This window comes from Chryseobacterium sp. OSA05B (assembly GCF_019970065.1).
In the GTDB taxonomy this organism is placed as follows: domain Bacteria; phylum Bacteroidota; class Bacteroidia; order Flavobacteriales; family Weeksellaceae; genus Chryseobacterium.
Genome location: NZ_JAHXYH010000002.1, coordinates 442,964 through 466,217 on the forward strand (window position 1 = coordinate 442,964; position 23,254 = coordinate 466,217).

The following is a 23,254-nucleotide window of genomic DNA, read 5'->3' on the forward strand; positions in this document are numbered from 1 at the left end:
TCTCAGAGCAAGATAATAAAGATACGCCAATGACAATATAAAACGACATTAAACATCCTTAATTCTTTAAACCGCTGTTTATCAGAGGTGTATTCAATGTTGTTAAGAATACGTTCATATTTTGTTTCATATTTTTTTAATAAATGTTAAAACGATGTTAAAGCCATAGCGATAATGTCGGTCTAATTTTGCGCAAACAAAAAGGATATGCGTAAAGAGAAACAAAAACTGCTGGTTTTGTCGCTGTTAGGACTGGTCAGCGTCAACCTGGCAGCTCAACAGAAAGCAAAAAAAGATACTGTTAAAGGCATTGATGAGGTCGTGGTAACTGCTTTGGGGATCAAGAGACATGATAAAGCTTTGGGGTATGTTGCTGAAAAAGTAGGTTCCGCAACATTTGAGGAAACCCAGAACAACAACTGGGCCCAGTCGATGGAAGGAAAAGTAGCCGGGCTGAAAGTTCAGACAGCAGGAGCCGGACCGCTGGGAACGGCAAGGATAACCCTCAGAGGAGAAAAATCCATTATGATGGATCACAACTATGCCCTGATCGTTGTGGATGGTGTTCCGATGGGAAATTCCACGACAGGGACTGATACACCGGCTTATGGTGCAGGTTCCGGAGGTGATGTTCCTATTGATATGGGAAATGGACTGAACAGCATTAACCCGGATGATATCGAATCGGTAACCGTTCTGAAAGGAGCTTCTGCCGCAGCTTTATATGGTTCCCGTGCAGCCAACGGAGCTTTAATGATCACTACAAAATCCGGGAAAAGTAAGAATGGAAAGCTGAATGTGACTTTTAATTCCTACTCAAGTTTTGATACGGTATTGAAATGGCCGGACTGGCAATATGAATACGGTCAGGGAACGCTAGCCAAAAATAAAGCCGGGGAATTTTACTATTCTTACGGTTTATCTGCGGACGGGGTGAGTACAGGCGGAACAAGTAGCGCATTCGGACCCAAATTCGCCGGACAGTACTATTTTCAATACGATCCTACCCAACAGGGACAAAGTCTGGAAAGACAGCTGTGGAGACCTTACGAAGACAATATCAAAGGGTTTTGGAGAACGGGTTCTACCTATTCCAACAGTATTTCCGTGGAAAGTTCCAATGAAAAAACCAGTTTCAGAACGTCTCTTACGTACCTTAACAATGAGTGGATGATGCCTAACACAGGTTTTGACAGGTTTAATTTTGCTTTGTCGTTCGCCCATCAGTTAACGAAAAAATTAAAAATATCTACCAAATTTTCATACAATACAACCACCAGTGACAACCTTCCAGCTACGGGATACAACAACCAGTCGATTTCTTATTTCATGATTTTCCAGAATCCGAATGTAGATCTTGAATGGTATAAACCGGTCTGGAAATACGGACAGGAGCAGGTCGACCAGATTCACCCGTTCAGTTCGTATATCGACAACCCTTATCTGATCGCGTATGAAATGCTGAATGGGGTTAAGAAAAAGACAATCACAGGAAATATTACAGCGGATTATCAGTTTAACAATAATTTCAGCTTAATGCTGAGGTCAGGTGTTGAAATTTTAAATGAAACCAGAACCACAAGAAGGCCGTGGAGTTCTGCCAATTACTTGAAAGGATATTACAGAGAGCAGTTTATTAAAAATCACGAATATAACAATGACCTTTTATTCTCGTATAAAATAGACCTGAACAAATTCAGCTTTTCTGCTTCTGCCGGAGGAAGTATGCGGTATAATGAGTACGTCATGAACGACTATCAGGCAATCGGATTAAAAACAGCGGGAGAATATAGCCTTACCAACGCGCTTTCCATTCCTGTGAAATATCCGGTTCCCCGCGATAAGCAGGTTGAAAGTGTTTACGGGTTATTTACAGCAGGTTATGACAATAAGATTTTTGTAGACATAACGGGAAGAAATGACTGGAGTTCCACCCTTCCGAAAGCAAACCGTTCTTTCTTTTATCCTTCGGTAAGTACAAGTTTTATTCTGTCTGATATTTTTAACCTGAAAAGCAATCAGCTGAATTTCTGGAAACTGAGAGGTTCGTGGGCAAAAGTAGGTATAGACAGTGATCCTTATCTGCTGGACAACTATTATACCGCCAGTAATATTACCGGAAGTGTGATATCGCCGACCACTTTTAACAACCCTTCACTGAAGCCGGAAAAAAATACCAATATCGAAGCCGGTATGGATTTCAGTCTTTTCAAAAGCAGGTTGAATTTTAATTTCACTGCCTATCAGAACGTCAGCGAAAATCAGATCATACCCGTATCGTTGCCTTTTGAGAGCGGATTCTCTAAAAGAGTGATCAATGCAGGAAAAATCAGGAACAGAGGTCTTGAAGTTTCTGTGGACGCTTATCCTGTAAAATCTAAAGATTTCTCATGGAAGATCGGTGGAAACTGGTCTTCCAACGAAAACCGGGTCATGAGTGTTCCTGAAGGATTTGACGGAATTGTTTCCAATGTAGGAGGAGTCGTGTTCTATAAAATGGAAGTCGGAGGTTCCCTTGGAGATATGTACGGATACAAACTGCTGCGTTCGCCGGATGGAAAAGTGGTGTATAGAGACGGATTAACGGAAATTCCTGCAGGAATTGAGAAAGTAGGAAATGCATTCCCGAAATGGAGAGCAGGTCTTCAGAATGATTTTAAAATTAAAAATTTCACCATCAGTTTTTCATTTGACGGACAGTACGGCGGTATTGCTTATTCTCAGTCGCACCACAAAATGTCTGAGCAGGGAAAACTTAAATCTACGCTTCCGGGAAGAGACAATCCGGGTGGGATGATCATTGGAGACGGTGTTGTTCAGAATTCTGACGGAAGCTACAGCACAAATACAAAGGCAGTGACCGTTTCATCCTATTACGCAGATTATTATCGGAGAGCCAACGTGGAAACCAACAGCTTCAGCACCGATTTTATCAAACTCAGAGATGCCAGGATATCCTATTCCTTCCCAAAAGAAACCATACAGTCTCTGGGACTTGAAGATCTTACGCTGGCTGTTTTCGGGAAGAATCTTTGGATGTGGACGAAGTTCCCCATGTTCGATCCTGAGGTAGCCACTTTGGATAATGCCACCATTACTCCCGGTGTTGAAATGGGGCAGCTCCCGACTGCAAGAACAGTTGGTTTTCAGTTAAATCTTAAATTCTAAATCAAAAAAAATGAAAAAAATAATCATACATCTGGCAGTGGCTGCTTCTGTTTTCGCGCTTCACTCCTGCGACAGAACTTTTGAAGAAATCAATACCGATACCAGCAGAATTAAGGATCCGTCCGTAGGAAGTCTTCTGGCTCCGATTCAATACGAAATGGGAAGTTACGGCTACAACAGGGCAGATGATTTTACATTTGATATTATGCAGGATGCCCTGGATTTTCCTAATGAAGGCAATACATTCAGCAGATATTATTTTAATGAGAAAAGCGGAGCAGGATATTGGGACAATTCCTACAGATGGCTGAAACAGGTCAATGAACTCAAAAAATACGCTGCTAAAGAAGAAAACAACAACTATCTCGCCATATCAATGGTCCTGAACGCCTGGATCACCGCCAATCTTACGGATGCTTTCGGAGATATTCCGTTTTCTGAAGCCGGAAGAGGTGAGGAAGGAATTTTAAAACCTAAATATGATCAGCAGAAAGATATCTACGTACAGCTTTTAAATGATTTGAAAACAGCCAACTCCTTATTTGATGCTACAAAAGCACTTACCGAAACAGATTTGTTTTACAATGCCAATACCAACAGCCAAACCGGAATCTTAGGCTGGAAAAAGTTTTGTAATTCACTTTCATTAAGACTTCTGACGAGAATTCTAAGCAGAAACGGTGAAGTGAATGTGTATGAAAGAATCCAGGAGATCGTTAACAATCCAACACAATATCCTGTTTTCCAAAATAACAGTGACAGCGTTGTTCTTTCTCTTTCGGGGATATCACCATACCTGCCGCCAATCGCCCGTCCGCAGGATTTTACAACCTCCAGAGCAGCAGGTGAATTTTTCGTAGAAGCATTGAAAAATAATAATGACCCAAGGCTGAGCATGTTCTTTACCAAAGCAAAAAATACCGCAGGAGTGGATATAGGATATAAAGGAGCTCCGTCCGGATATGCATTGGGAACTGTTTTCGATTATCAGCCTTCCAACCTAAACCAGAACCTGGCAAAAGCACCGTTAAAGGTCCTGATCATGACCTATTCCGAGGTGCAGTTTATTCTGGCGGAGCTTGTCAACAGGGGAATTATCGCAGGAAGTCAGCAGACTTTTTATGAAACCGGAGTTAAATCCATCATAGAACAGTGGGGTGCAGTGGTTCCTGCCAATTATTTCAATAATGCTCAGCTGGCCTATGACGGTTCACTGCAGAAGATCATGCTTCAGAAATACATTTCCCTGTTTTTTGTAGACCATCAGCAATGGTATGAATTCAGACGGACCAAGCTTCCTGTTCTTCCCAATAACGGAGGATTGCAGAATGGTGGGGTAATGCCGGTAAGATTCATGTATCCAACCACGACAAAGGTCATGAATGCTGAAAATTACAATGCGGCAGTACAGGCAATGGGTGGAGACCATATCAATGTGAAAATGTGGTGGAATAAGTAAATAAGATTTAATAAAGAATAAAGAATAAAGAATAAAGAAAAAAGAAAGATATGAGTATTAGTATAAAATTTTTAATGCCTTGTGTGCTGGTTTCAGCAATGGCATTCTCTCAGGATTCTGTTTCAGGATATGTATTTGAAGACGGTAGCAGGAATCAGAAGAAAGAAAACCGCGAAAAAGGAATTGAAGGAGTAGCTGTTTCAAATGGAGTTCAGGTCGTTCTTACCGATAAAAACGGAAGATACAGTTTGCCGGTTCAGGAAGACCAGACTATTTTTGTGATCAAACCCTCAGGATACCAGACTGTTTTAAACGGTAATAATCTGCCCCAGTTCTACCATCATCACAAGCCAAAAGGCTCACCGGCAGACTTCAAATACAAAGGAACAGCGCCAACGGGAGAACTTCCCAAAGAGCTGAATTTCCCCCTTTACAAAAAAGAAGAAAGCAAAAATTTTGACATTCTTGTTTTCGGAGATCCTCAGCCGTATACAGAAAAGGAACTTGATTATTTCAAAAGAGGAATCGTTAATGAAGTGAAAAACACCAAGAAAAATGCTGTATTGGGCATCAGTCTGGGAGATTTGGTTGGGGATAATCTGAGCCTTCAGAAACCTTATGCAGAGGTCATGAAAGAAATCGGATTGCCGTGGTATAATGTAATGGGAAATCATGACATGAACTACGATGCGAAAGAAGACCGTTTTTCAGATGAAACCTTTGAGTCCAATTTTGGTCCTGCCAATTATTCTTTCAACTATGGGAATGTGCATTTTATTATTTTAGATGATATTCTGTATCCGGATCCTAGAGATGGTAAAGGATATTGGGGTGGATTTCGTGAAGATCAGCTGAAATTTATTGAAAATGATCTGAAACTGGTGGATAAAAATAAACTGATTGTGATCTCTTTCCATATTCCACTGGAGCATAATAACGAAGATAATTTCAGAAATGCAGACCGTCAGAAATTATTTGATTTTCTGAATCCTTTTGAAAATGTCCTGCTATTATCGGCGCATACCCATATTCAGCAACAGATTTTTTATACGAAAAAGGCAGGCTGGAACGGATCAAAAGACCTTCATGAATATAATGTAGGAACCACTTGCGGAGACTGGTACTCCGGAACGCCTGATGATGCAGGACTTCCTACCTCCACCATGAGAGACGGAACCGCAAAAGGATATTCATTCATCAGTTTTAATGATAATCAGTATAAAGTTAAATACAAAACAGCCGGAAAACCGGATGACTATCAGATCAAACTATATGTTCCGAAAGCAATTCCTTATCCTTCGAAAACCTCTGCAAAAATTCTGGCCAACTTCTTTATGGGAAGTAAAAAAGATAAAGTAGAGTACAGAATAGACAACGGAAATTGGGAAGAAATGGACTACGATGAAGCAGTAGATCCGAATTTTGCCCTTTCTGTATTTAAATGGGACTCTACACAGAATCTCTTCCCGGGCAGAAGACCTTCCAATCCTGAAATGTCAAAACATATCTGGACCGCAGGATTTCCTAAAAAACTGGCTTTGGGAAAACATAAACTTGAAGTGAAAGCTTCCGATATGTACGGAAATCAGTTTACAGCTTCAGAAGAATTCGAGGTACAGAACCCGGTTCTTATTCCATAGCTTTTCATTTTCTACTATACTTTCAATTGAAACCGGCTTTTCTGAAGCTGGTTTTGTGTTGAACTTATTTTAACCAGCATAAACTTTTTTTGGACTTATAAACCACCCCGTCAAAATTTCTTTGAATTTTCGACACCCTCCACAGGAGGGGAATTTTCGTCGGTTCGACAATTGTTATTCAGCAGTATAAAAATTATGATTTTTTTAAACTTATATGATCTTTTTCTTCGAAAAGCATTTAAACTTCAAATAGCTTACTCGTAAAAAAGCTTTTGTCTTTTGTGATAGAAAGAATCAGCTATGTAACAGTTTACTATTAAAATTGTATTAAATGTCTATTCTTCCGGCCCTGTCAAAATGTTCTTTCGTAAATTTGCCCTACGAAAGAATAATATTATGAATATAAACGGAAAAAACGCCATCGTAACAGGTGGTGGAAGAGGACTGGGAAAGGCAGTTGCATTAGCTTTGGCCAATGAAGGAGTACACGTTGCCGTTACCGGTAGAAATGAAGAAAACCTTAAAAATACAGTCGAAGAAATCAAAGCGATTGGGGTAAACTCGGCGTATGCTGTTTTCAGTATGGATAATGAATCTGAAGTGAAAGCAGGGATTGAATCTCTTGCACAGCAATTGGGAAGTGTTGATATTTTAATCAATAATGCAGGCATCGGAGATTTTGGAAGCATTGAAGAGATGTCTTCCGAAACCTGGGAGCAGGTGATTAAAACCAACTTATTTGGAGTGTATTATGCTTCTAAGGCTGTTTATCCGTTTCTGAAAGCGAATGGTGAGGGAGATATTGTCAATGTAGCTTCTACAGCAGGACTGAAAGGTGGCCCGAATATGTCAGCGTACGCGGCATCAAAAGCAGCGGTAGTTTCATTATCACAGTCGATGATGGCGGAATGGAGAAAACAGAACATCCGTGTCATCACGTTGACACCAAGTACCATCGCTTCTGATATGAGTATTCAGGGAGGACTTACAGACGGAAATCCGGATAAGGTGCTTCAGCCGGAAGATTTCGCGGAATGGGTAAGAGATATTTTAAAAATGAACAGAAGAGCACTGATTGCCAATGCTTCTATTTTCTCTACCAATCCATAAGAATGTTTGATCGTTTCGGATGAATTCAAACAATAAAAATATTCAATAGGAGCGGGCTTTAGCCCGCTTTTTTCTTACATAAATTTGTCCGTCTTTAGCCAAAATATAGAAAACTTTATTTCTTCCTGCCTATGCTGTGTTAACACCTCAAAAAAAGTTGTGCCTCTGCGCTTAAAATAAAAATGGAATCAACAAAAAAACGATACTGAACACACTTCAATTTTTTTAACCGTAATAACATTCTTATTTTTGCACTAAATTACTTACGCACATGCAAAATTATTTAGAATTCAATTTCAAGATTTCTCCATTACAGCCATGGAACGAGATATTAATGGCAGAGCTTATCGAAATAGGTTTTGACAGCTTTACAGAAGAAATCGACGGAATTTTAGGATATATTCAGAAAGAACTGTTTAAAGAAGAGGAGCTTAAAGCGCTTCCGCTTTTTGAAAATGAAAATGTAGAGATCACTTATTCATTCGAAGAAATGCCGAATATCAACTGGAATGAAGAATGGGAAAAGAACTTTTCACCGATTAATATTGATGATAAAGTCCTGATCAGAGCAGAATTCCATGAATCGGTACCGGGAATGCACGAAATTATCATTCAGCCTAAAATGTCTTTCGGAACAGGGCATCATCCTACGACGCACCTGATGATTCAGCAGATGATGGATATTGATTTCAATGGTAAAAAAGTCCTTGATATGGGATGTGGAACCTCCGTGTTGGCGATTTATGCAAAACAGCAGGGTGCCGGCGACGTAAAAGCGATTGATATTGATGAATGGTCTGTGGAAAATTCAAAAGAAAACGCTGCCAGAAACGGCGTTGAACTGGATATTGAACTGGGCACTGCAGAAAACTTGGGAAAAGAGAATTTTGATATCATTCTGGCCAATATCAACAGAAATATCCTGATCTCTGATATTCCTACTTATGTTGATGTAATGAATGAAGGCGGTCAATTACTCCTTTCCGGTCTGTGTTTCTTTGATGTGGATGATATCCTGGAAGTTTGTAAACAAAGCGGGATGGAGCTTAAGAAAAAGCTTCAGCGTGAAGAATGGGTAAGCCTGTTATTGGAAAAATAATGAAACAAACTTGTATTATGAAATCTTCACTGACCGTTTTATGTCTAATATTCCTGCAGCTTTTTTCGGCACAGGAAGAAAACATGACGTATGCTGACGGAGTTTTTAGTTTTGAGGAAAATAAACCCCAGAAAGTTTTTACAGACTGGACCAGGGTCAGAAAAGAAGCGGATGTAAAGTCACAGGTTACTGACTCTCTGCAGACCAATCAGCAGGTGATGATTCTTAAAAAAGAAGATGCTATCCTGAGACTGGGCGAAAGAGAAGCCAATTGGTACAAGGTTTCTTACCAGAAAGGAGATATTGTTTCTGAAGGCTATATCTGGGGCGGCAATCTGTGTGTAGGTTACCGTAACAAAAATGGCTATGACTTCCTTTTTGGACTCTCAAAAACTGTAGACCGGAAAAGTAAGGAATATAACGGTACAGAAAAGCAGAATATCGCTGGCATCAAAGTGATGGAAGGAAATATCATGATCGATGAGGTGTATTTTGATACCGGCAGGGGAGAAGAGCTGAGCTATGGAACATTTACCATTGAAAGCGGCCATAAGCTGCAGAATGTAGAATTAACCCTTAAAGCAATGGTTTCCGGTGAGGCCTGCGGAATTGCTAGCTACAGTCAGTATGTGCTTTTCAGGGATAAAAAATTGGTTGCTCTGCCTCAGCTGATGAATGTTGGTGACGCAGATGTATACTACCATACCGAAGGATTTGTATTTCCCAATGATAAAGGCGGAGTATCCAATGCTTTTATCTTTAAAACGGAGGAAATGGAAAAAGACGATAAAGACAGGGAAAAGAAGAAACGTGCTTCCAAAACCTATCTTTGGGACGGAAGTTCCTATAAAATCAAATAATGCCAAAAAAAATAGTCTGTTTCTGAAACAGACTATTTTTTTAGAATTTAGTAAGTGTATTATAAACTTTTTATCTGATTTTTTCTTACGGCAAAACTTAAAATCAATAAAGCGCAACTTGTCATAAATAAAGTTGTAATCATTTGGTAGTCATGATTATTTATATTTCCCAGATAATTGGCATCGGGAACTCTATAAGCAATATATGTAAGTGCAAAGAACAAAATTTCAAATAATTTTCGTCCACTGCTTACCACACCCAGGCAAGCACTTAGAGCTACAACAAAAACGATCCCATTTAAAATCTGAATAATGGAAATAAAATGGAAGCTGAACAGCAGGCGGAAAATTACAGGCAGTGCCAGTACAGTTAAAAGAGTGAGTCCTGCTAAAACCTGTGCGGGAAGCAATCTTTGTAATGGCTTGTAGGAGGCAAATGTAAAATAATGAAGCCGGTTCGTTACCTCTTTAGAGGTGAGATCTGATATTCTGTTAACCTGAAGGAAAAATAATGCCGGAAGTAAAAGAATATAAGCGTTCTCCAGAGGAAGGAATATGGAGGCAACCCATAAACCTACATTAATCAGCCAGAGCCATTTTGCATCTTTTCTGATCATCATCATCAGCTCTGTTTTAACGAATGGTATAATTCCGTAGGCTGGAGTTATTTCAGGAAGTTCAGATTTTCTAAACCCCGAATAAGGAGCTGGGGTTGTTTTTTCTTCTGAAATTTGTAATATCGGACGTCTTTGTACGGATTGCTTAAAGTCAAATCGGTGAAAGAAAAGAGATGAAATGTACAGCAATAAAAAGGTTAAAACTATCCACACCAGTCTGCCGATCAGATAATTTTTGTCCCAGGATGCACCATTCCATTCAAAAGTTTTATACTGATTATTTTCAAGCTTAATATAGCCCAATGTTATACTTTGAATATCTTCATTAAACTGCTTATTAATCTTTTCATTGATACTGCTTGTTACAATGCCTACCCCAAAAACATCCTTAATATTATCCCCCATTGTATTGGTCTGTCTGGCCATGGTAAGTATAATGGTCATGAAAGTCAAAAAATAAATAGAATTCTGAAGAATAGTTTTCCGGTTTAGAAAGACTTCTGCTGCTATTGCCAGTCCTGAAACACAAATCATAGCAGGGACAACCATAAAAAAATAAGGCCGCAAAAAATCTCCGATATAAAACGGATACCCTGAATTGTGTATAAAAAACATGACAATTCCTACCAGAAGAGCAATACCCGAAATGGTAAGCAAAATCATAAGATTACCAAGGAATTTTATAAAGAGGTAGCCGAAGTTACTGATAGGAGTCGTTGCAATGATGAGCCCTACTTCAGTATCAATATCTTTTTTGATTGTACTGTTTACCAGGTAAAATCCACATAAAGACAGCATGATCGTGGTCATCAGTGCAGTCATATGTCCTGCCCATGCCGAGTTGTACACTCCTTTGTATCCCGGGATGTTTAGTGTACTGTAATCTGCTTCCGGTGGGGGAACAAAAGAATGCGCGGCATAAACTGCTATGGCCACAGTGATGAGAAAAGCATAGCTGCGGCTGCGCTGCAGATAGTCTCCTTTTAAGGTGTTGAATAAATTTCCCATGATGTCTAATGCTGATTTTTGGTTAAAAATAAATAAGCATCTTCCAAATTGGCATTCACGGGTTTTGAGCCCTGTTCAAACCCTTCTGAATTAGAGATATACCGAACCATTGTTTTATCTGACAGTCTTGTAATATCCACTATCAGGTATTTTGCTTTAAACTTTTCTAATTCATTCGGAGACAGGGCAATTTCAAATATTTTGTTTTCTACTTTGCTGATAATAGCCGGCCCCGTATTTTTTTCAATAAGACTTCCGTTTTTCATGATGGCTACTTCATCAGCTACCGTTTCTATATCAGATACAATATGCGAGGAAAGGATGACAATGGCATCACCCGCCATTTCTGAGATCAATTGACGGAAACGAACCCTTTCTTCCGGATCAAGCCCAACGGTAGGTTCGTCGAAGATTAATATTTTAGGATCATTCAGTAAGGCCTGCGCAATCCCTATCCTTTGTTTCATTCCTCCGGAATAAGTACCGATAGGGCGTTTTGCATTTTCAATAAGATTGACTCCCTCCAACAGGATATCAATTCGTTTTCGAAGACCCGATCCGCCAACTCCCTTCATAGCGGCAATATATTCCAAAAATTCATAAGCATTAAGATTGGGATATACCCCAAAATCCTGTGGAAGGTATCCCAGTATTTTTCGGATTACATTCGGATTTTTAATAATATCTTCTCCGTTTAGGAATACGTTTCCATGCGTTGGTTTGCTTATCGTAGCAATGATTTTCATTAAAGTGGATTTACCTGCGCCGTTTGGTCCAAGGAGACCTAATACCCCTTTTTCAATGGTCATGGTAAAATCCGATAGTCCGACTTTACCTTTGCCGAACTCTTTGGTGAGGGTTTTGATTTCTAATTGCATTCTTTGTGTTTTTGTACCGTAATTTACAATTTATATTGTTGTAAATCAGTATTTTTAGGGTCAGTTTTGATTAACTTATTAAAAGATCTAAGACAATACTCATTGTACTGATATTTGTTTTGTTTTAATGAGATTTTAGTTAATTTTATATATCTATTTTTGTGTTTTTATTGAAATTAAATTTTGATAAAAAACGCACGGCAAGAATAGAGGGAGTGCAATGCAGAAAAAATATATCTAACCTGTGCTATACGTCAGAAATCTTCAGTGGTGGAAGTGCAAAAATGACCATTGAGTTGATCAATAGAGATTTTGTATAATCATAAACAATAAATATAAGCTCATTAAGCCTCAAAACGCGGTTAAAAATAATTCCCGGCGTATTTGTAGGCAAATCCTGTATGAGCGCAATTTTAGAGCATTGATGGAGCAATACAATGCAATTTTACTACAGAAGGGAAGTGATATAGAAAGGAGAATGGCATTTATCCTCAGATTGATGCTAGTAAGGAGAAATGGTCTAGGTCATTACCCGGAAGCAGGTTTGTTGACGACTTTTCATCTGTTTAAGCTTATTACCCCTGTAGGCAATGTAAATAATTGCGCTAAATATCAGTTCCACACAACCACCTGCGAGAGCAGATAGAAAAGCTTCTGGTTCTATTTTAAAAAGGCTGAAGGCTGCCAATTCAACGTTAGCTCCCAGAATCCAATATGTTTTTCGGGTAGTCTGCAAAGAGCTTTTTTCCTCTATATGAAACTGGTCCAAATAAATTTTATGTAATTTGCTTTTTGTTCCGCAGATTAATCGGATGATGCATATTTTTTTTATTTTGATTTGTCTGATCTCTATGATCGAGAGAAAAAATCAAACCATTAAGGTGCGATAAGCTTTTAAGAATATTAAGTTTTAGCTTGGATGTAAGATGAGTTAATCTTAATGTTTAAAAAAACTTGAAATGGGAATTTGTTTTAAATTTTATGATGAGTGTATTATACAACAAAAAACCTCACAATTTTTATTGTGAGGTTTAAGTGAGCGCGTCAGGATTCGAACCTGAGACCGTCTGCTTAGAAGGCAGATGCTCTATCCAGCTGAGCTACGCACCCATTAAATAATTTTGAAAAAATTACTAAAACTGTCGGGGCGGCAGGATTCGAACCTGCGACCTCCTGGTCCCAAACCAGGCGCGATGACCGGACTACGCTACGCCCCGATTATTAGGTCATCTCAACGAATTTTACTTCGTTTTTGCGAGTGCAAAGATAGAAAATTATTTTGAATAAAAAAGACAATCTTGAAAAAATATTTAATAATAATTTGTGAAATTAAAACCATTGTGGATTAAAAAAGAGACTGCTCCATTACATGAATAAATATTGTAAGTTAAATATCAATGTTTTATATACAGATTTTTCCTGTCTTTACATTTTTTCGGAGGATTAAAAAAAAGAAAAATAAAAATAAAAAAAAACCTCCGGAATTTCTCCGAAGGTTTATTATTCCTGCAAAAACTACAGGGTAAGATTTAATTTATTTTTTTATAAATTTTACACTTTCTGTTTTCTTGTCATTTTTGAAAGTAATGAAATACGTTCCTTTTGCCAATTCTGCAACACGGATTTTCTGATCTTCAAGAGCTCCGGATTTTACGATTTGACCAACGGCATTGTAAATTTCATATTTAGTGTTGTTAGCAACATTGGTAACGTTCAGAACATCACTTACAGGGTTTGGATAAACACCTGCTGTGTTTTTATCTTTTACCACTTCGCTGGTAGATAATGCTCCTAATACTTTAAATTGTTTTTGCTGTGAATCTGTGAAATCATATCCTCCAAGAACGATGTTTCCTGCAGAATTTTTAACTCTGTAGAAACCTTCGTACTCGTAGATACCATCACCTTCAGAATCATTGATCGTGAATGTATAACAGTCATTTAAAGGCAATACCCAGTTTTGAGTCATTACTGCCGGAAGAGGCGTACTTGCAGTTGGGTTTGGAACGTCAGCATAAGGACCACCGCTGTAAACTACAGTACCTGCGCTGTTTTTTAAGTCCCACGTAGTTTCAGATCCCCAATAGTCAAGCTGTAATTCGAATGTAAAGTTTGTACTTGATACAGGGACTGTATTTCCAAGAATTACAGAAGAAGAGTCATTGCTTGCTCTTTGATCAGCAGTTCCGTTTACGGATGTAATCTTAGCAGAAACAGTCCCTGAACCCGCTCCTGAAGGAATGCTGATTATTGCGTATTTATCCTGAGCTAGGTTTCCAGTCCAGTTAATAGTCTGTTGAGCTCCGCCGTTTACAGAATAAGTAATCACTGCAGACGTAAGGGAGCTTGTTCCTCTGTTGTATATTGAGAACTGAGCAGTAATAAGTGCAGGAGCGTCAGCACATGATGTATCGAAGCAGTTTCTTTCACCCTTTAATTCTGCATCATTAGCAAATAAAGGAATAGGAAGATCTGCTGTAGATGTTTTCAGTTCCATTCTTCTTGGAGAATTGTTCATTACAGCTACCATTCTATCCTTTTGGTTGATGGTAAAAATGTTCATACAGGTATCAAAGGTATAGTCCATGTAGTTTTCGAACATTTCATCAGGAGTACCACAGGTGTTGGATTTAGGGTGCGCAGGGCATCCGCCGTTGGATGTTCTGTGAACAGGAGTATCTGCAACAAAGTCATTTCCGCAGTTTGAATCTCCCCAGATGTGTCTCAATCCTAAGAAGTGTCCCACCTCGTGAGTCATTGTTCTTCCACGGTCATAAGGAGCATTTAATAAAAATGTTCCGTCATTATAAGCACTGCTTCCGAAAGTAGCATAGTTAGCTACTACACCGTCTGTATAAGCATAACCTCCATTGGTATTCAATCCCGGTAAAGTGGAATTGGAAGGAAATTGTGCATAACCAAGAAGATCAGCATCAGAGAAGTTTACGCTCCACATGTTCATGTATTTTGTAGGATCCCAGATTGTCATTGGCTTTACGTAGCTGTCAATCGCTGCCGTGGACCATGAAGGTTGACAAAGATTAACACGATCTACTCCGTTGGTTGGATTTCCTTTAGGATCCACTTTTGCCAAAGCAAACTGTATCATGGTGTCTGCTCCTACAGGGCTGGTATTTGCTCCGGGAGTTCCAGCCAGTTTTCTGTAATCATTGTTCATAACAGTGATTTGAGACTGAACCTGTGTATCTGTAATGTTAGGTGCTGTGCCTAATGCCTGTCCACTGTGAATAACGTGTACTACAACAGGTATTGTAATAACTCCACCGTTTTGAGACTTGTTAGCCTGTGCATTAGCAATTAATGGTCCAATCCAGTCTTCAAACTGCTGCTCAGTCATTCTTTTCGGATCTTTTTGCTGTAGCATAGCTTCATATTCTGTAGAAGCACATCTCACAAATCCATTTGTTTTTCTAAGCTCTTCAAGGGAATAGACTTTTCCAAAAACAATCTTATCTTTAGGATCATTTTTTTGTCCGAATGCCAAACAAAAGAGTGTTAAAAAAAGTAAAAACGGTAATTTAAAAGTAGTTTTACCTTTCATGTGTATATATTTTAATTAATTTTACAAATATATTTATTTTTACTAATAATTTTAGGCTAAAGTTAAAAAACAATGAAAATTAGTTACAAGCTATTGATTGTGATAATCCCTCTTATTTTATCAAATGCAAACTGTACTTCTCAACAAAAAAGAAGTTCGGATACCATTTCATCAAATGGTGTACAGAAAAAATCTAAGATTGAAAAGATAGAAATCACGGAACAGACCAGAGGTACAAACAGATTAATTTCATTTACTCCAGGTTCTAAAACCACATCTGTAAACGGAACTATCTCAGTGGATGTTTTGTCTGCAGCAGCCTGGGAAAGTATTGTAAAACAAGCCGAGTTGATCGATCTGTATAAAATAGCATCATTCAAATCTCCATCTGAAGGCAGATTTGGAGACAGAGCTCTAGCTTCCACCATATTGATTACAACAGGCGGCAAGACCTATGAATCATCAACCTTTGATTCCGGAGTGCCCCCGAAAGAACTGGAATCTCTTTATAGAGAGCTTTTCAAAGAGATAAAAAGCAAACAGAAATTCTCCGGCAAAGATGTACGCTGATTAAGGTTTCGCTCTCCGATGTTTTTTTTAACCTGAGAGCGATTTGATGTATTTTAAACGCCCTTTTTCCTCACAAACAAATAAAAACTCACTCCAGCAAAGATAAACACCGCAGCTATATTGCAGTAATCCAGCCGTTCAAAAGAAATATTTTCGAACATTAAATTTCTGAAAAGTTTGGAACCTCCGGTGTACACTATAAAATCAGAAAACTTTTTCTCATTGGCAAGGCCTGAAAAAACGAGCATAAACATGCTGAAACCTATCGGGTAGATGAAGTTTTTAAAGGTCAAACTTAAAGAAAGCTGTATCATGGTGATCGCTGAAAGGGTGATCCCAAACTTTAAGAAAGCATAGAATATCACCTCTCTGAAATCATAATTCTGAAATCCAAGCTCCGGAAAAGTAAGACTTAATAAATAACCACTCAGAAGAAAAACAAGATAGGTCATAATCATAGAAAACCAGACCGTCATCAGCATAAACAATACTTTTGACAAAAATATCTTTGATTTTGAAACGGGTATGGTAAAAAGAATTTTATAATTGTTGTTTTTGTACTCTACGTCACAGCAGGCATGGATAAACAGAGAAACCAATATAGGATAAAGCATATAAAGAAACAGGGATACCGTCTTTCCCAATACCATTTTCCAGGGATTGGAAGTTGCTTCACTGGGTCCGCCTTCAGTAAGAATACCATAAAGATAATAAAGGTCAAAAGCGAAAATAATAAAGGCAGGAAGCAAAAGTATCCCGAATATTTCTTTGTTTTTCGAAAGTTTATATTGTTCAGAAGAAAAAGCTCTGTAGAAAGTATTAGTCATGGTTTTTAGAAATTAGGTTAATAAAGATCTGTTCAAGATTCGTGCTCTGAGATTCTATATCATAGATCTCAATTCCGTTGTCAATCACTGTTTTTATGAGTAAATTAAACTTTTCACCATCATTGGCTCTCACGGAAATCTTATTCGGACTGTATTGCGAAACAGAAAACGATTCCTGCAGGACAGAAACTGCTTTTTCAGTGTTGTTTACCTTCAGAACCACATCCTTTTCAACCTGGCTCAGAAGTTCGTTCTTCGTTCCCTGGAAAACCATTTTGCCCCCTTCAATGATTCCGATATGCGTAGCTGTTTTTTCCAGCTCGCTCAGGATATGGCTTGACAGAAAAATAGTTTTACCCTGCTCATTCAGATGTTGAAAAAGCTTTCTCATTTCAAAGATTCCCTGAGGATCCAGACCGTTCAGAGGTTCATCCAGAATCAGGAGTTGAGGATCATGAAATATCGCCATTGCTATTCCCAGTCGCTGTTTCATCCCCATCGAGAGTGCGCTGGCTTTCTTTTTTTTTTCCTTGTGAAGATCTACCAGTTCCAGAACTTCATCAATCCTTTTGCTTCCTTTGTGGTAGATAATATCCAGGTACTTTAAATTTTCATGAACCGTCAGTTTCGTATAAAAACAAGGTGATTCTATCAGGTTTCCTGTGGAGGCGAGAATTTCTGTTCGGTTTTGTTTTAAACTCTTACTTTGGATGAATATTTTATCATCCGTCTCTTCCAGAAGTCCCAGAAGAAGCTTTATCGTTGTCGATTTTCCGGCTCCGTTTCTTCCCAGGTAGCCATAGATACTCCCTTCCGGAACATTCAGACTGATATTGTTTAAAATGGCTTTAGAGCCTATGGTGTAACTCAGGTCTTTAGTAGTGATGCTTTCCATTATTTCGTGATTGGTGTTAAAACAGTATTGGTGTCTATATAGAAAATTCCGTCAAAAGAGCGGCTCCAGTTCCTTTTCATATCCATTTTCTGGTTGATGGTTGAAACAAATTCCTTCTTCAGGAATGAGCTTTCCGGAATATTTCTTAAATTAAGAAAGAAATAAGGTGTTTTTGTCCTGTGAAATATATTTTCTATGGCAAACTTTCCGGGTTTGTCAGAGATGCTTCCCCCTTCATTTTTTTGGGCATATGAAGAAAAATCAATAATATAGGATGTTTTCCCGTATTGATTACGGATGTAAGCACCGAGCGGAAGATAATCTTTACTGTATCTTTCTGCAAAAGAGTGAATATTCGCGCACCATACAATGACCTTTTTATCTTTGTAAACAGAATCAATCTGATGGATAAGATTTTTGGCCATCAGAGAGTCTCTGAACTGCATACTCGGCATAGATCCGGGTTTGTATTTCCAGCTTTTGGTTATGTTGTTCTTCATATCATGGAAATATCTTGCATACATCGTATTTTCAGGTGTTTTGTCCAGTTTTAGAACGGCCTGCTCAAGTCTGGTGAGCTCCTGAAGAAATTCATTCTTTTGATTTCCTTTTAAAATCCTGTTGACGTATTTTTTGTAAATAAATTGATTAAGCTCATCAATATGTTTGTTGAAAACCGGAAAGGCTTTAATATCGATGGTATTGCGGCTTAAAAAATCTTTTAACAGCTTTCCCCGGTTGAATGCCAGTACACTTCCGGAAAACTGAATGTCAAAACCTCCTACTTCAATAGGGTGAGCAGTCGTTTTAGTTTTTTGATAATACCGGATCAGCGGTTGGGTTTCTTTGCCATTCCACCAGAATTCGAAGAGGCCGAGACCTCCGATGGAATCTCCAGAAGTCTTAAGCGTGTGGTGCTTCATTTCTTCGTTCATGATCCAGGTATCATACTGTCCCGCTTCGTAAAGCACAACATTATAGTTCATATTTTCATGGAGGTACTTGATAAGCCTGCTTTTAGCTTCGGAAGTAGATCCGTCCATATGTGTATTTTCCCCAAGTACTAAAACCTTATTATCTTTCAGAATGGAGTCAAATATTTTCAGATCACTGTTGTCATTGAATTCCATAGAAATGCTTTTCACAGGATGTTTGTAGCGCTGGATTTCTGCCAGCTGCTCTTTCGTATCCTTCTCAGGAATTTCCTGGTATATTATTTTGTTCAGGACAAAAATCGCCATGACGGAAATGATAAAACTGTAAAGTATTTTTTTCATTCATTAAAATTTACAGGTTAATAAATTTTCTTTTGTTTTTATTGATTGGTGGTGTTTTATTAAAGAATGTTACTCTTCTGTGTGAATTATTTATGTGGATGACGAAAATAATGCCGGAAGGTAGAGTGGTGACGAATTGTCATCTAGTCTTTGACTACCATAAATGAAAATTGGTTTTTTATTGAAGGATCAGGTATTTATACAAAAGTAAAAGTAGATAGTTTGAAATTTTTGAGCGTACGTATTTGTTTTGTAAAACGTAAAATTTGTGTGAAAATGGAAGGTTGTAAAACAAAAGACTCACAATGAAAATTGTGAGTCTTTTTAAGTGAGCGCGTCAGGATTCGAACCTGAGACCGTCTGCTTAGAAGGCAGATGCTCTATCCAGCTGAGCTACGCACCCATTAAGTAATTTTGAGAAAATTAATAAAACTGTCGGGGCGGCAGGATTCGAACCTGCGACCTCCTGGTCCCAAACCAGGCGCGATGACCGGACTACGCTACGCCCCGAAGTGTATATTGATAGTAAAAGAAAAAATAGCGGAGGGTAAGGGATTCGAACCCTTGCGACGCTTGCACGTCGACAGTTTAGCAAACTGCTCCATTAACCACTCTGGCAACCCTCCTTTTTTCTTATTTTTTAATGATCGTTGTTCCGTTATTGCGAGTGCAAATATAGAACAGATTTCTTTATTTACCAAATAAAATTCAAGAAAAATTTGCGTATTTTTGAGGTGATAAATGATTAAAAAAATAAACTGATGCGTAAGACATTATATATCATCGGATTAAGTACTTTTGTTTTTTCATGTACTTCCCAACAAAATGTAAAAAAAAATACATACAAGCCGAAAACCCCGGTATCACAGGTAAAACCAACTGTTAAAACTCCGGTTGCTGAAACTCAAAAACCAAAAATTACCAACGAGCACGGTGTAGAATTTTTTACAACCAATCTGGCTGATCCCACGAAAAATGACAATACGGCAAGCTACGGTTCTATAGTATCCGCAAAACCGGCAGGATATAAAGTGGTAAAGACTTATTTCCCTTCCATTGCACAGAATTTCAGACAGCGTTATCTTATCTTACATTACACAGCACTTAATGACGAGAAATCCCTTACTGCTCTTACCCAACAGGGAGTAAGTGCTCATTATCTGGTCAATAATACCGGAGACAATGAGATCTATCAACTGGTAGATGAAAACAAACGTTCTTATCATGCAGGAGTAAGTGCATGGAGAAATGACAAAAACCTTAACGATACTTCTATAGGGATTGAGATCGTTAATGCAGGTTATACATCAGATACTACAGGTAAAAAGATATTTGCAGGGTTCAGTGATGAGCAGGTGAGAAAAGTAGCTGCACTGGCTAGGGATATTGTAAAGAGATATCAGATTCCGGCAACGAATGTACTTGCTCATTCCGATATTGCTCCTACCAGGAAACAGGATCCGGGACCTATGTTTCCTTGGAAGAAATTGTATGACGAATACCAACTTGGGATGTGGTATGACGAAGCAGCTAAGCAGAATTTCCTCACCCTTGCGGAAGCAGATTTCTCTGTGAGATATGCAGATCCTTCATTTGTTTTTGTAGTTCAGACTGCATTGCAGAAATTCGGGTACTATGTTGACCTGAGCGGAAAATGGGATGATGCGACCAAGAAAACAATCGAAGCCTTTCAGTATCATTTCCGTCCGGGGAATTATGACGGCATTATGGACGCCGAAACCTGGGCGATCCTGCAGGCTTTAAATCAAAAATATCCAGCGAAATAACGACTAAAACGCATCGGTTCAGATGCGTTTTTGCTATATTTAAAAAATAAAAACAGTTAAAATATCTGTAATGGAAAATTTCAGAAAAGAGAGTGATCTGTTAGGCGAATTGAATGTGCCTGCAGACGCATACTACGGGGTACAGACGCAGAGAGCGATCGATAACTTCAAGATTTCAGGACAGCTTCTGTCTTCATATCCGGACTTTATCAAAGGTTTGGCTTTCGTGAAAAAAGCGGCGGCAAAAACCAATTATGAATTGGGACTGCTTGATGAAAATCTTTATTTCAAAATAGCGGAGGCATGTGATGAAATTGTAGCAGGGAAGTACCACGAGCAGTTTCCTGTAGACATGATCCAGGGAGGAGCCGGAACTTCAATCAATATGAATGCGAACGAAGTCATTGCCAATATCGTTTTAGAAAAATTAGGAAAAAATAAAGGGGAGTACGAATTCTGTTCACCCAATGACCATATCAATCTTTCCCAATCCACCAACGATGCCTATCCTACAGCGATTAAAATGGGGCTGCTGCATATGAATATCGGACTTGTGGAGAGACTTGAGAAAATTGTTGAAGCTTTCCGTGCTAAAGGAAACGAATTTCATGACGTGATCAAAATGGGTCGTACGCAGCTTCAGGATGCCGTTCCAATGACTTTGGGACAAGAATTTGAGGCCTATGCAGCTACTTTGGAAGAAGATATTTCTAAATTAAATAACAATGCAAACCTTTTCGTGGAAGTTAATATGGGAGCTACAGCTATTGGTACAGGGCTGAATGCTCCGGTAGGTTATGCTACACTTTGCGCGAAAAATCTGGCCCAGATCACAGGTTTCCCGGTTATTTCTGCACCGAATCTTGTTGAAGCAACACCGGATACAGGTTCTTATGTGATTTATTCTTCTGCCACAAAACGTCTTGCTGTAAAGCTTTCGAAGATCTGTAACGATTTAAGACTTCTTTCCTCAGGCCCGAGAGCCGGATTATTTGAGATCAATCTTCCACCGATGCAGCCAGGATCATCCATCATGCCAGGAAAAGTGAATCCTGTTATCCCGGAAGTTGTGAATCAGGTATGTTTTAAGGTATTTGGAAACGATCTTACGGTAACTTTTGCTGCAGAAGCAGGACAGTTGCAGCTTAACGTAATGGAGCCGGTGCTTTCTCACGCTATTATGGAAAACATTAATTTCCTTTGCAATGCTTTGGATACACTTCGTGAAAAGTGCGTGGTAGGAATTACAGCCAATAAAGAGATCTGTCTGAACATGGTAAAACACAGCATAGGTATCGTAACGGCTCTTAATCCTTACATTGGTTATAAGAAGTCTACAGAGATCGCAAAAGAAGCTCTGGAGAGCGGAAACAGCGTTTATAATCTGGTTTTGGAGAAAGGTATTCTTTCTCAGGAAAAATTAGATGAGATTCTTGATCCTAAGAACATGCTGAAACCGCACAACAAATAAAATAATATAAGTGATAATTGATCGATCCATTATTGATCAGTTATCGCTTATTATTCATCATTTATATATAAATTCAAAACTTGAGGTTTTTAATCATCATTCCTGCCCATAACGAAGAGGAAAATCTTCCATTCACTCTGGATTCTTTACAGCAGCAAAGTTTTAAGGATTTCAGAACGGTGGTTGTTAATGACGGTTCTACAGACAGAACTGCGGAAGTGATCAGGAAATATACCGGTCAGGATTCCCGTTTTGAAACGGTGGATCTTCAGAAATCGGAACACCAGCCGGGCTCTAAAGTGGTGAATGCTTTCAAAAACGGTCTGAAAACTCAAAATACAGAGGAATTTGATATCATCTGTAAATTTGATGCAGACATTATTCTTCCTGATCATTATCTGGAAACACTGGAAAAAGCTTTTAAAAACAACCCGGAATTCGGACTTGTCGGAGGACTACTGTACGTGGAAAAAGATGGAAATTGGGTGTATGAAGGAAATTCAAATAAACATCACGTGAGAGGGCCTATGAAGGCTTATCGCAAAGAATGTTTTGTACAGATCGGAGGCTTGAGAGAAACGTTGGGTTGGGATAATATTGATTCTATTTTGCTGGAAAATCTTGGTTGGAAAGAAATGGTCCTTCCTGAACTTCAGGTTAAACTGATCAAGGTGAAAGGAGCGGATTATACAATCAGACCGGCAGATTATTACGGCAGATATTTTTACTTTTTAGGATTGAACAGATTCCTGGCTTACATTGCCTCTTCAAAAGAAGCCGCGAAAAGCAAATCCATATCTTTTTTCTTTAATATCATCAAAGCTTACGAAGCCTGCAAAACAGCAAAACTGGAACTGAAGATCTCAAAAGACGAGCAAAAAGCCATCAACGACAAACGATGGAAAACACTGAAGAAAAAATGGCTGAAAATCTAATAAATGCAGACTGAAATTCAGTCAAACCTTTTACCTTTGCTAATCCCTAATCCCTAATCCCTAATCCCTAATCCCTAATCCCTAATCCCTA

The 23,254-nt window shown here is 38.7% G+C and carries 16 protein-coding genes and 5 tRNA genes; 10 read left to right on the forward strand and 11 right to left on the reverse strand.

All coding sequences use genetic code 11. The features are described 5' to 3' along the window. Positions 1–207: 207 nt before the first annotated feature. The 6 genes from LC419_RS09455 (at position 208) to LC419_RS09480 (ending at position 9,336) form a co-directional block, all read left to right on the forward strand. The gene (locus tag LC419_RS09455; protein ID WP_223607110.1) at positions 208–3,168 is read left to right on the forward strand and encodes a SusC/RagA family TonB-linked outer membrane protein; all 2,961 of its coding nucleotides are present in this window, start codon (positions 208–210) and stop codon (positions 3,166–3,168) included. Positions 3,169–3,178: 10 nt separating this feature from the next. After that, positions 3,179–4,627, forward strand: coding sequence for a SusD/RagB family nutrient-binding outer membrane lipoprotein (locus LC419_RS09460; protein ID WP_223607111.1), 1,449 nt, complete (start codon positions 3,179–3,181; stop codon positions 4,625–4,627). Between the two features lie 74 nt (positions 4,628–4,701). Then, positions 4,702–6,267, forward strand: coding sequence for a calcineurin-like phosphoesterase C-terminal domain-containing protein (locus LC419_RS09465; RefSeq protein ID WP_223607590.1), 1,566 nt, complete (start codon positions 4,702–4,704; stop codon positions 6,265–6,267). 396 nt (positions 6,268–6,663) lie between these two features. Continuing rightward, the gene (locus LC419_RS09470; protein WP_223607112.1) at positions 6,664–7,377 is read left to right on the forward strand and encodes a 3-ketoacyl-ACP reductase; all 714 of its coding nucleotides are present in this window, start codon (positions 6,664–6,666) and stop codon (positions 7,375–7,377) included. 271 nt (positions 7,378–7,648) lie between these two features. Continuing rightward, on the forward strand, positions 7,649–8,476 hold the full coding sequence (gene prmA, locus LC419_RS09475) for a 50S ribosomal protein L11 methyltransferase (protein ID WP_223607113.1): 828 nt from the start codon (positions 7,649–7,651) through the stop codon (positions 8,474–8,476). A gap of 17 nt (positions 8,477–8,493) precedes the next feature. Then, positions 8,494–9,336 (forward strand): SH3 domain-containing protein, encoded by an 843-nt coding sequence (locus tag LC419_RS09480; protein ID WP_223607114.1) that lies wholly within the window; start codon positions 8,494–8,496, stop codon positions 9,334–9,336. A 59-nt stretch (positions 9,337–9,395) separates the two neighbouring features. Here LC419_RS09480 and LC419_RS09485 read toward each other — a convergent pair whose 3' ends face one another. From LC419_RS09485 to LC419_RS09505, 5 genes are all read right to left on the reverse strand, one after another. After that, positions 9,396–10,961, reverse strand: coding sequence for a hypothetical protein (locus LC419_RS09485; RefSeq protein ID WP_223607115.1), 1,566 nt, complete (start codon positions 10,959–10,961; stop codon positions 9,396–9,398). Positions 10,962–10,966: 5 nt separating this feature from the next. Further along, complete coding sequence (locus LC419_RS09490) at positions 10,967–11,839, reverse strand: ABC transporter ATP-binding protein (protein ID WP_223607116.1); 873 nt, start codon at positions 11,837–11,839, stop codon at positions 10,967–10,969. Positions 11,840–12,875: 1,036 nt separating this feature from the next. Beyond that, positions 12,876–12,949, reverse strand: a tRNA-Arg gene (locus LC419_RS09495). Between the two features lie 32 nt (positions 12,950–12,981). Further along, positions 12,982–13,056 (reverse strand) — tRNA-Pro (locus tag LC419_RS09500). Between the two features lie 317 nt (positions 13,057–13,373). Next, positions 13,374–15,344: a M43 family zinc metalloprotease gene (locus LC419_RS09505; protein ID WP_223607117.1), complete on the reverse strand. Its 1,971-nt coding sequence runs from the start codon at positions 15,342–15,344 to the stop codon at positions 13,374–13,376. A 129-nt stretch (positions 15,345–15,473) separates the two neighbouring features. Between LC419_RS09505 and LC419_RS09510 the strand changes: the two genes are divergently transcribed. After that, positions 15,474–15,971: a hypothetical protein gene (locus LC419_RS09510; protein ID WP_223607118.1), complete on the forward strand. Its 498-nt coding sequence runs from the start codon at positions 15,474–15,476 to the stop codon at positions 15,969–15,971. A gap of 53 nt (positions 15,972–16,024) precedes the next feature. Here the strand turns inward: LC419_RS09510 and LC419_RS09515 are convergent, their stop codons facing one another. The 6 genes from LC419_RS09515 to LC419_RS09540 form a co-directional block, all read right to left on the reverse strand. After that, the gene (locus LC419_RS09515) at positions 16,025–16,798 is read right to left on the reverse strand and encodes an ABC transporter permease (protein ID WP_223607119.1); all 774 of its coding nucleotides are present in this window, start codon (positions 16,796–16,798) and stop codon (positions 16,025–16,027) included. Beyond that, positions 16,791–17,693 (reverse strand): ABC transporter ATP-binding protein, encoded by a 903-nt coding sequence (locus tag LC419_RS09520; protein WP_223607120.1) that lies wholly within the window; start codon positions 17,691–17,693, stop codon positions 16,791–16,793. The genes LC419_RS09515 and LC419_RS09520 overlap by 8 nt, the downstream gene beginning before the upstream one ends. After that, positions 17,693–18,970 carry an erythromycin esterase family protein gene (locus LC419_RS09525; protein WP_223607121.1) on the reverse strand — a complete coding sequence of 426 codons (1,278 nt, stop codon included), beginning with the start codon at positions 18,968–18,970 and terminating at the stop codon, positions 17,693–17,695. Before LC419_RS09525 ends, LC419_RS09520 begins: the two co-directional genes overlap by 1 nt. A gap of 329 nt (positions 18,971–19,299) precedes the next feature. Next, a tRNA-Arg gene (locus LC419_RS09530) sits at positions 19,300–19,373 on the reverse strand. A 32-nt stretch (positions 19,374–19,405) separates the two neighbouring features. Next, positions 19,406–19,480, reverse strand: a tRNA-Pro gene (locus LC419_RS09535). Between the two features lie 31 nt (positions 19,481–19,511). Continuing rightward, a tRNA-Ser gene (locus LC419_RS09540) sits at positions 19,512–19,596 on the reverse strand. 135 nt (positions 19,597–19,731) lie between these two features. Here LC419_RS09540 and LC419_RS09545 point away from each other — a divergent pair. From LC419_RS09545 to LC419_RS09555, 3 genes are all read left to right on the forward strand, one after another. Beyond that, complete coding sequence (locus LC419_RS09545) at positions 19,732–20,757, forward strand: N-acetylmuramoyl-L-alanine amidase (RefSeq protein WP_223607122.1); 1,026 nt, start codon at positions 19,732–19,734, stop codon at positions 20,755–20,757. Between the two features lie 70 nt (positions 20,758–20,827). Next, positions 20,828–22,228: an aspartate ammonia-lyase gene (aspA, locus tag LC419_RS09550; RefSeq protein ID WP_223607123.1), complete on the forward strand. Its 1,401-nt coding sequence runs from the start codon at positions 20,828–20,830 to the stop codon at positions 22,226–22,228. Positions 22,229–22,308: 80 nt separating this feature from the next. Beyond that, the gene (locus tag LC419_RS09555; RefSeq protein WP_223607124.1) at positions 22,309–23,163 is read left to right on the forward strand and encodes a glycosyltransferase family 2 protein; all 855 of its coding nucleotides are present in this window, start codon (positions 22,309–22,311) and stop codon (positions 23,161–23,163) included. Positions 23,164–23,254 lie beyond the last annotated feature (91 nt).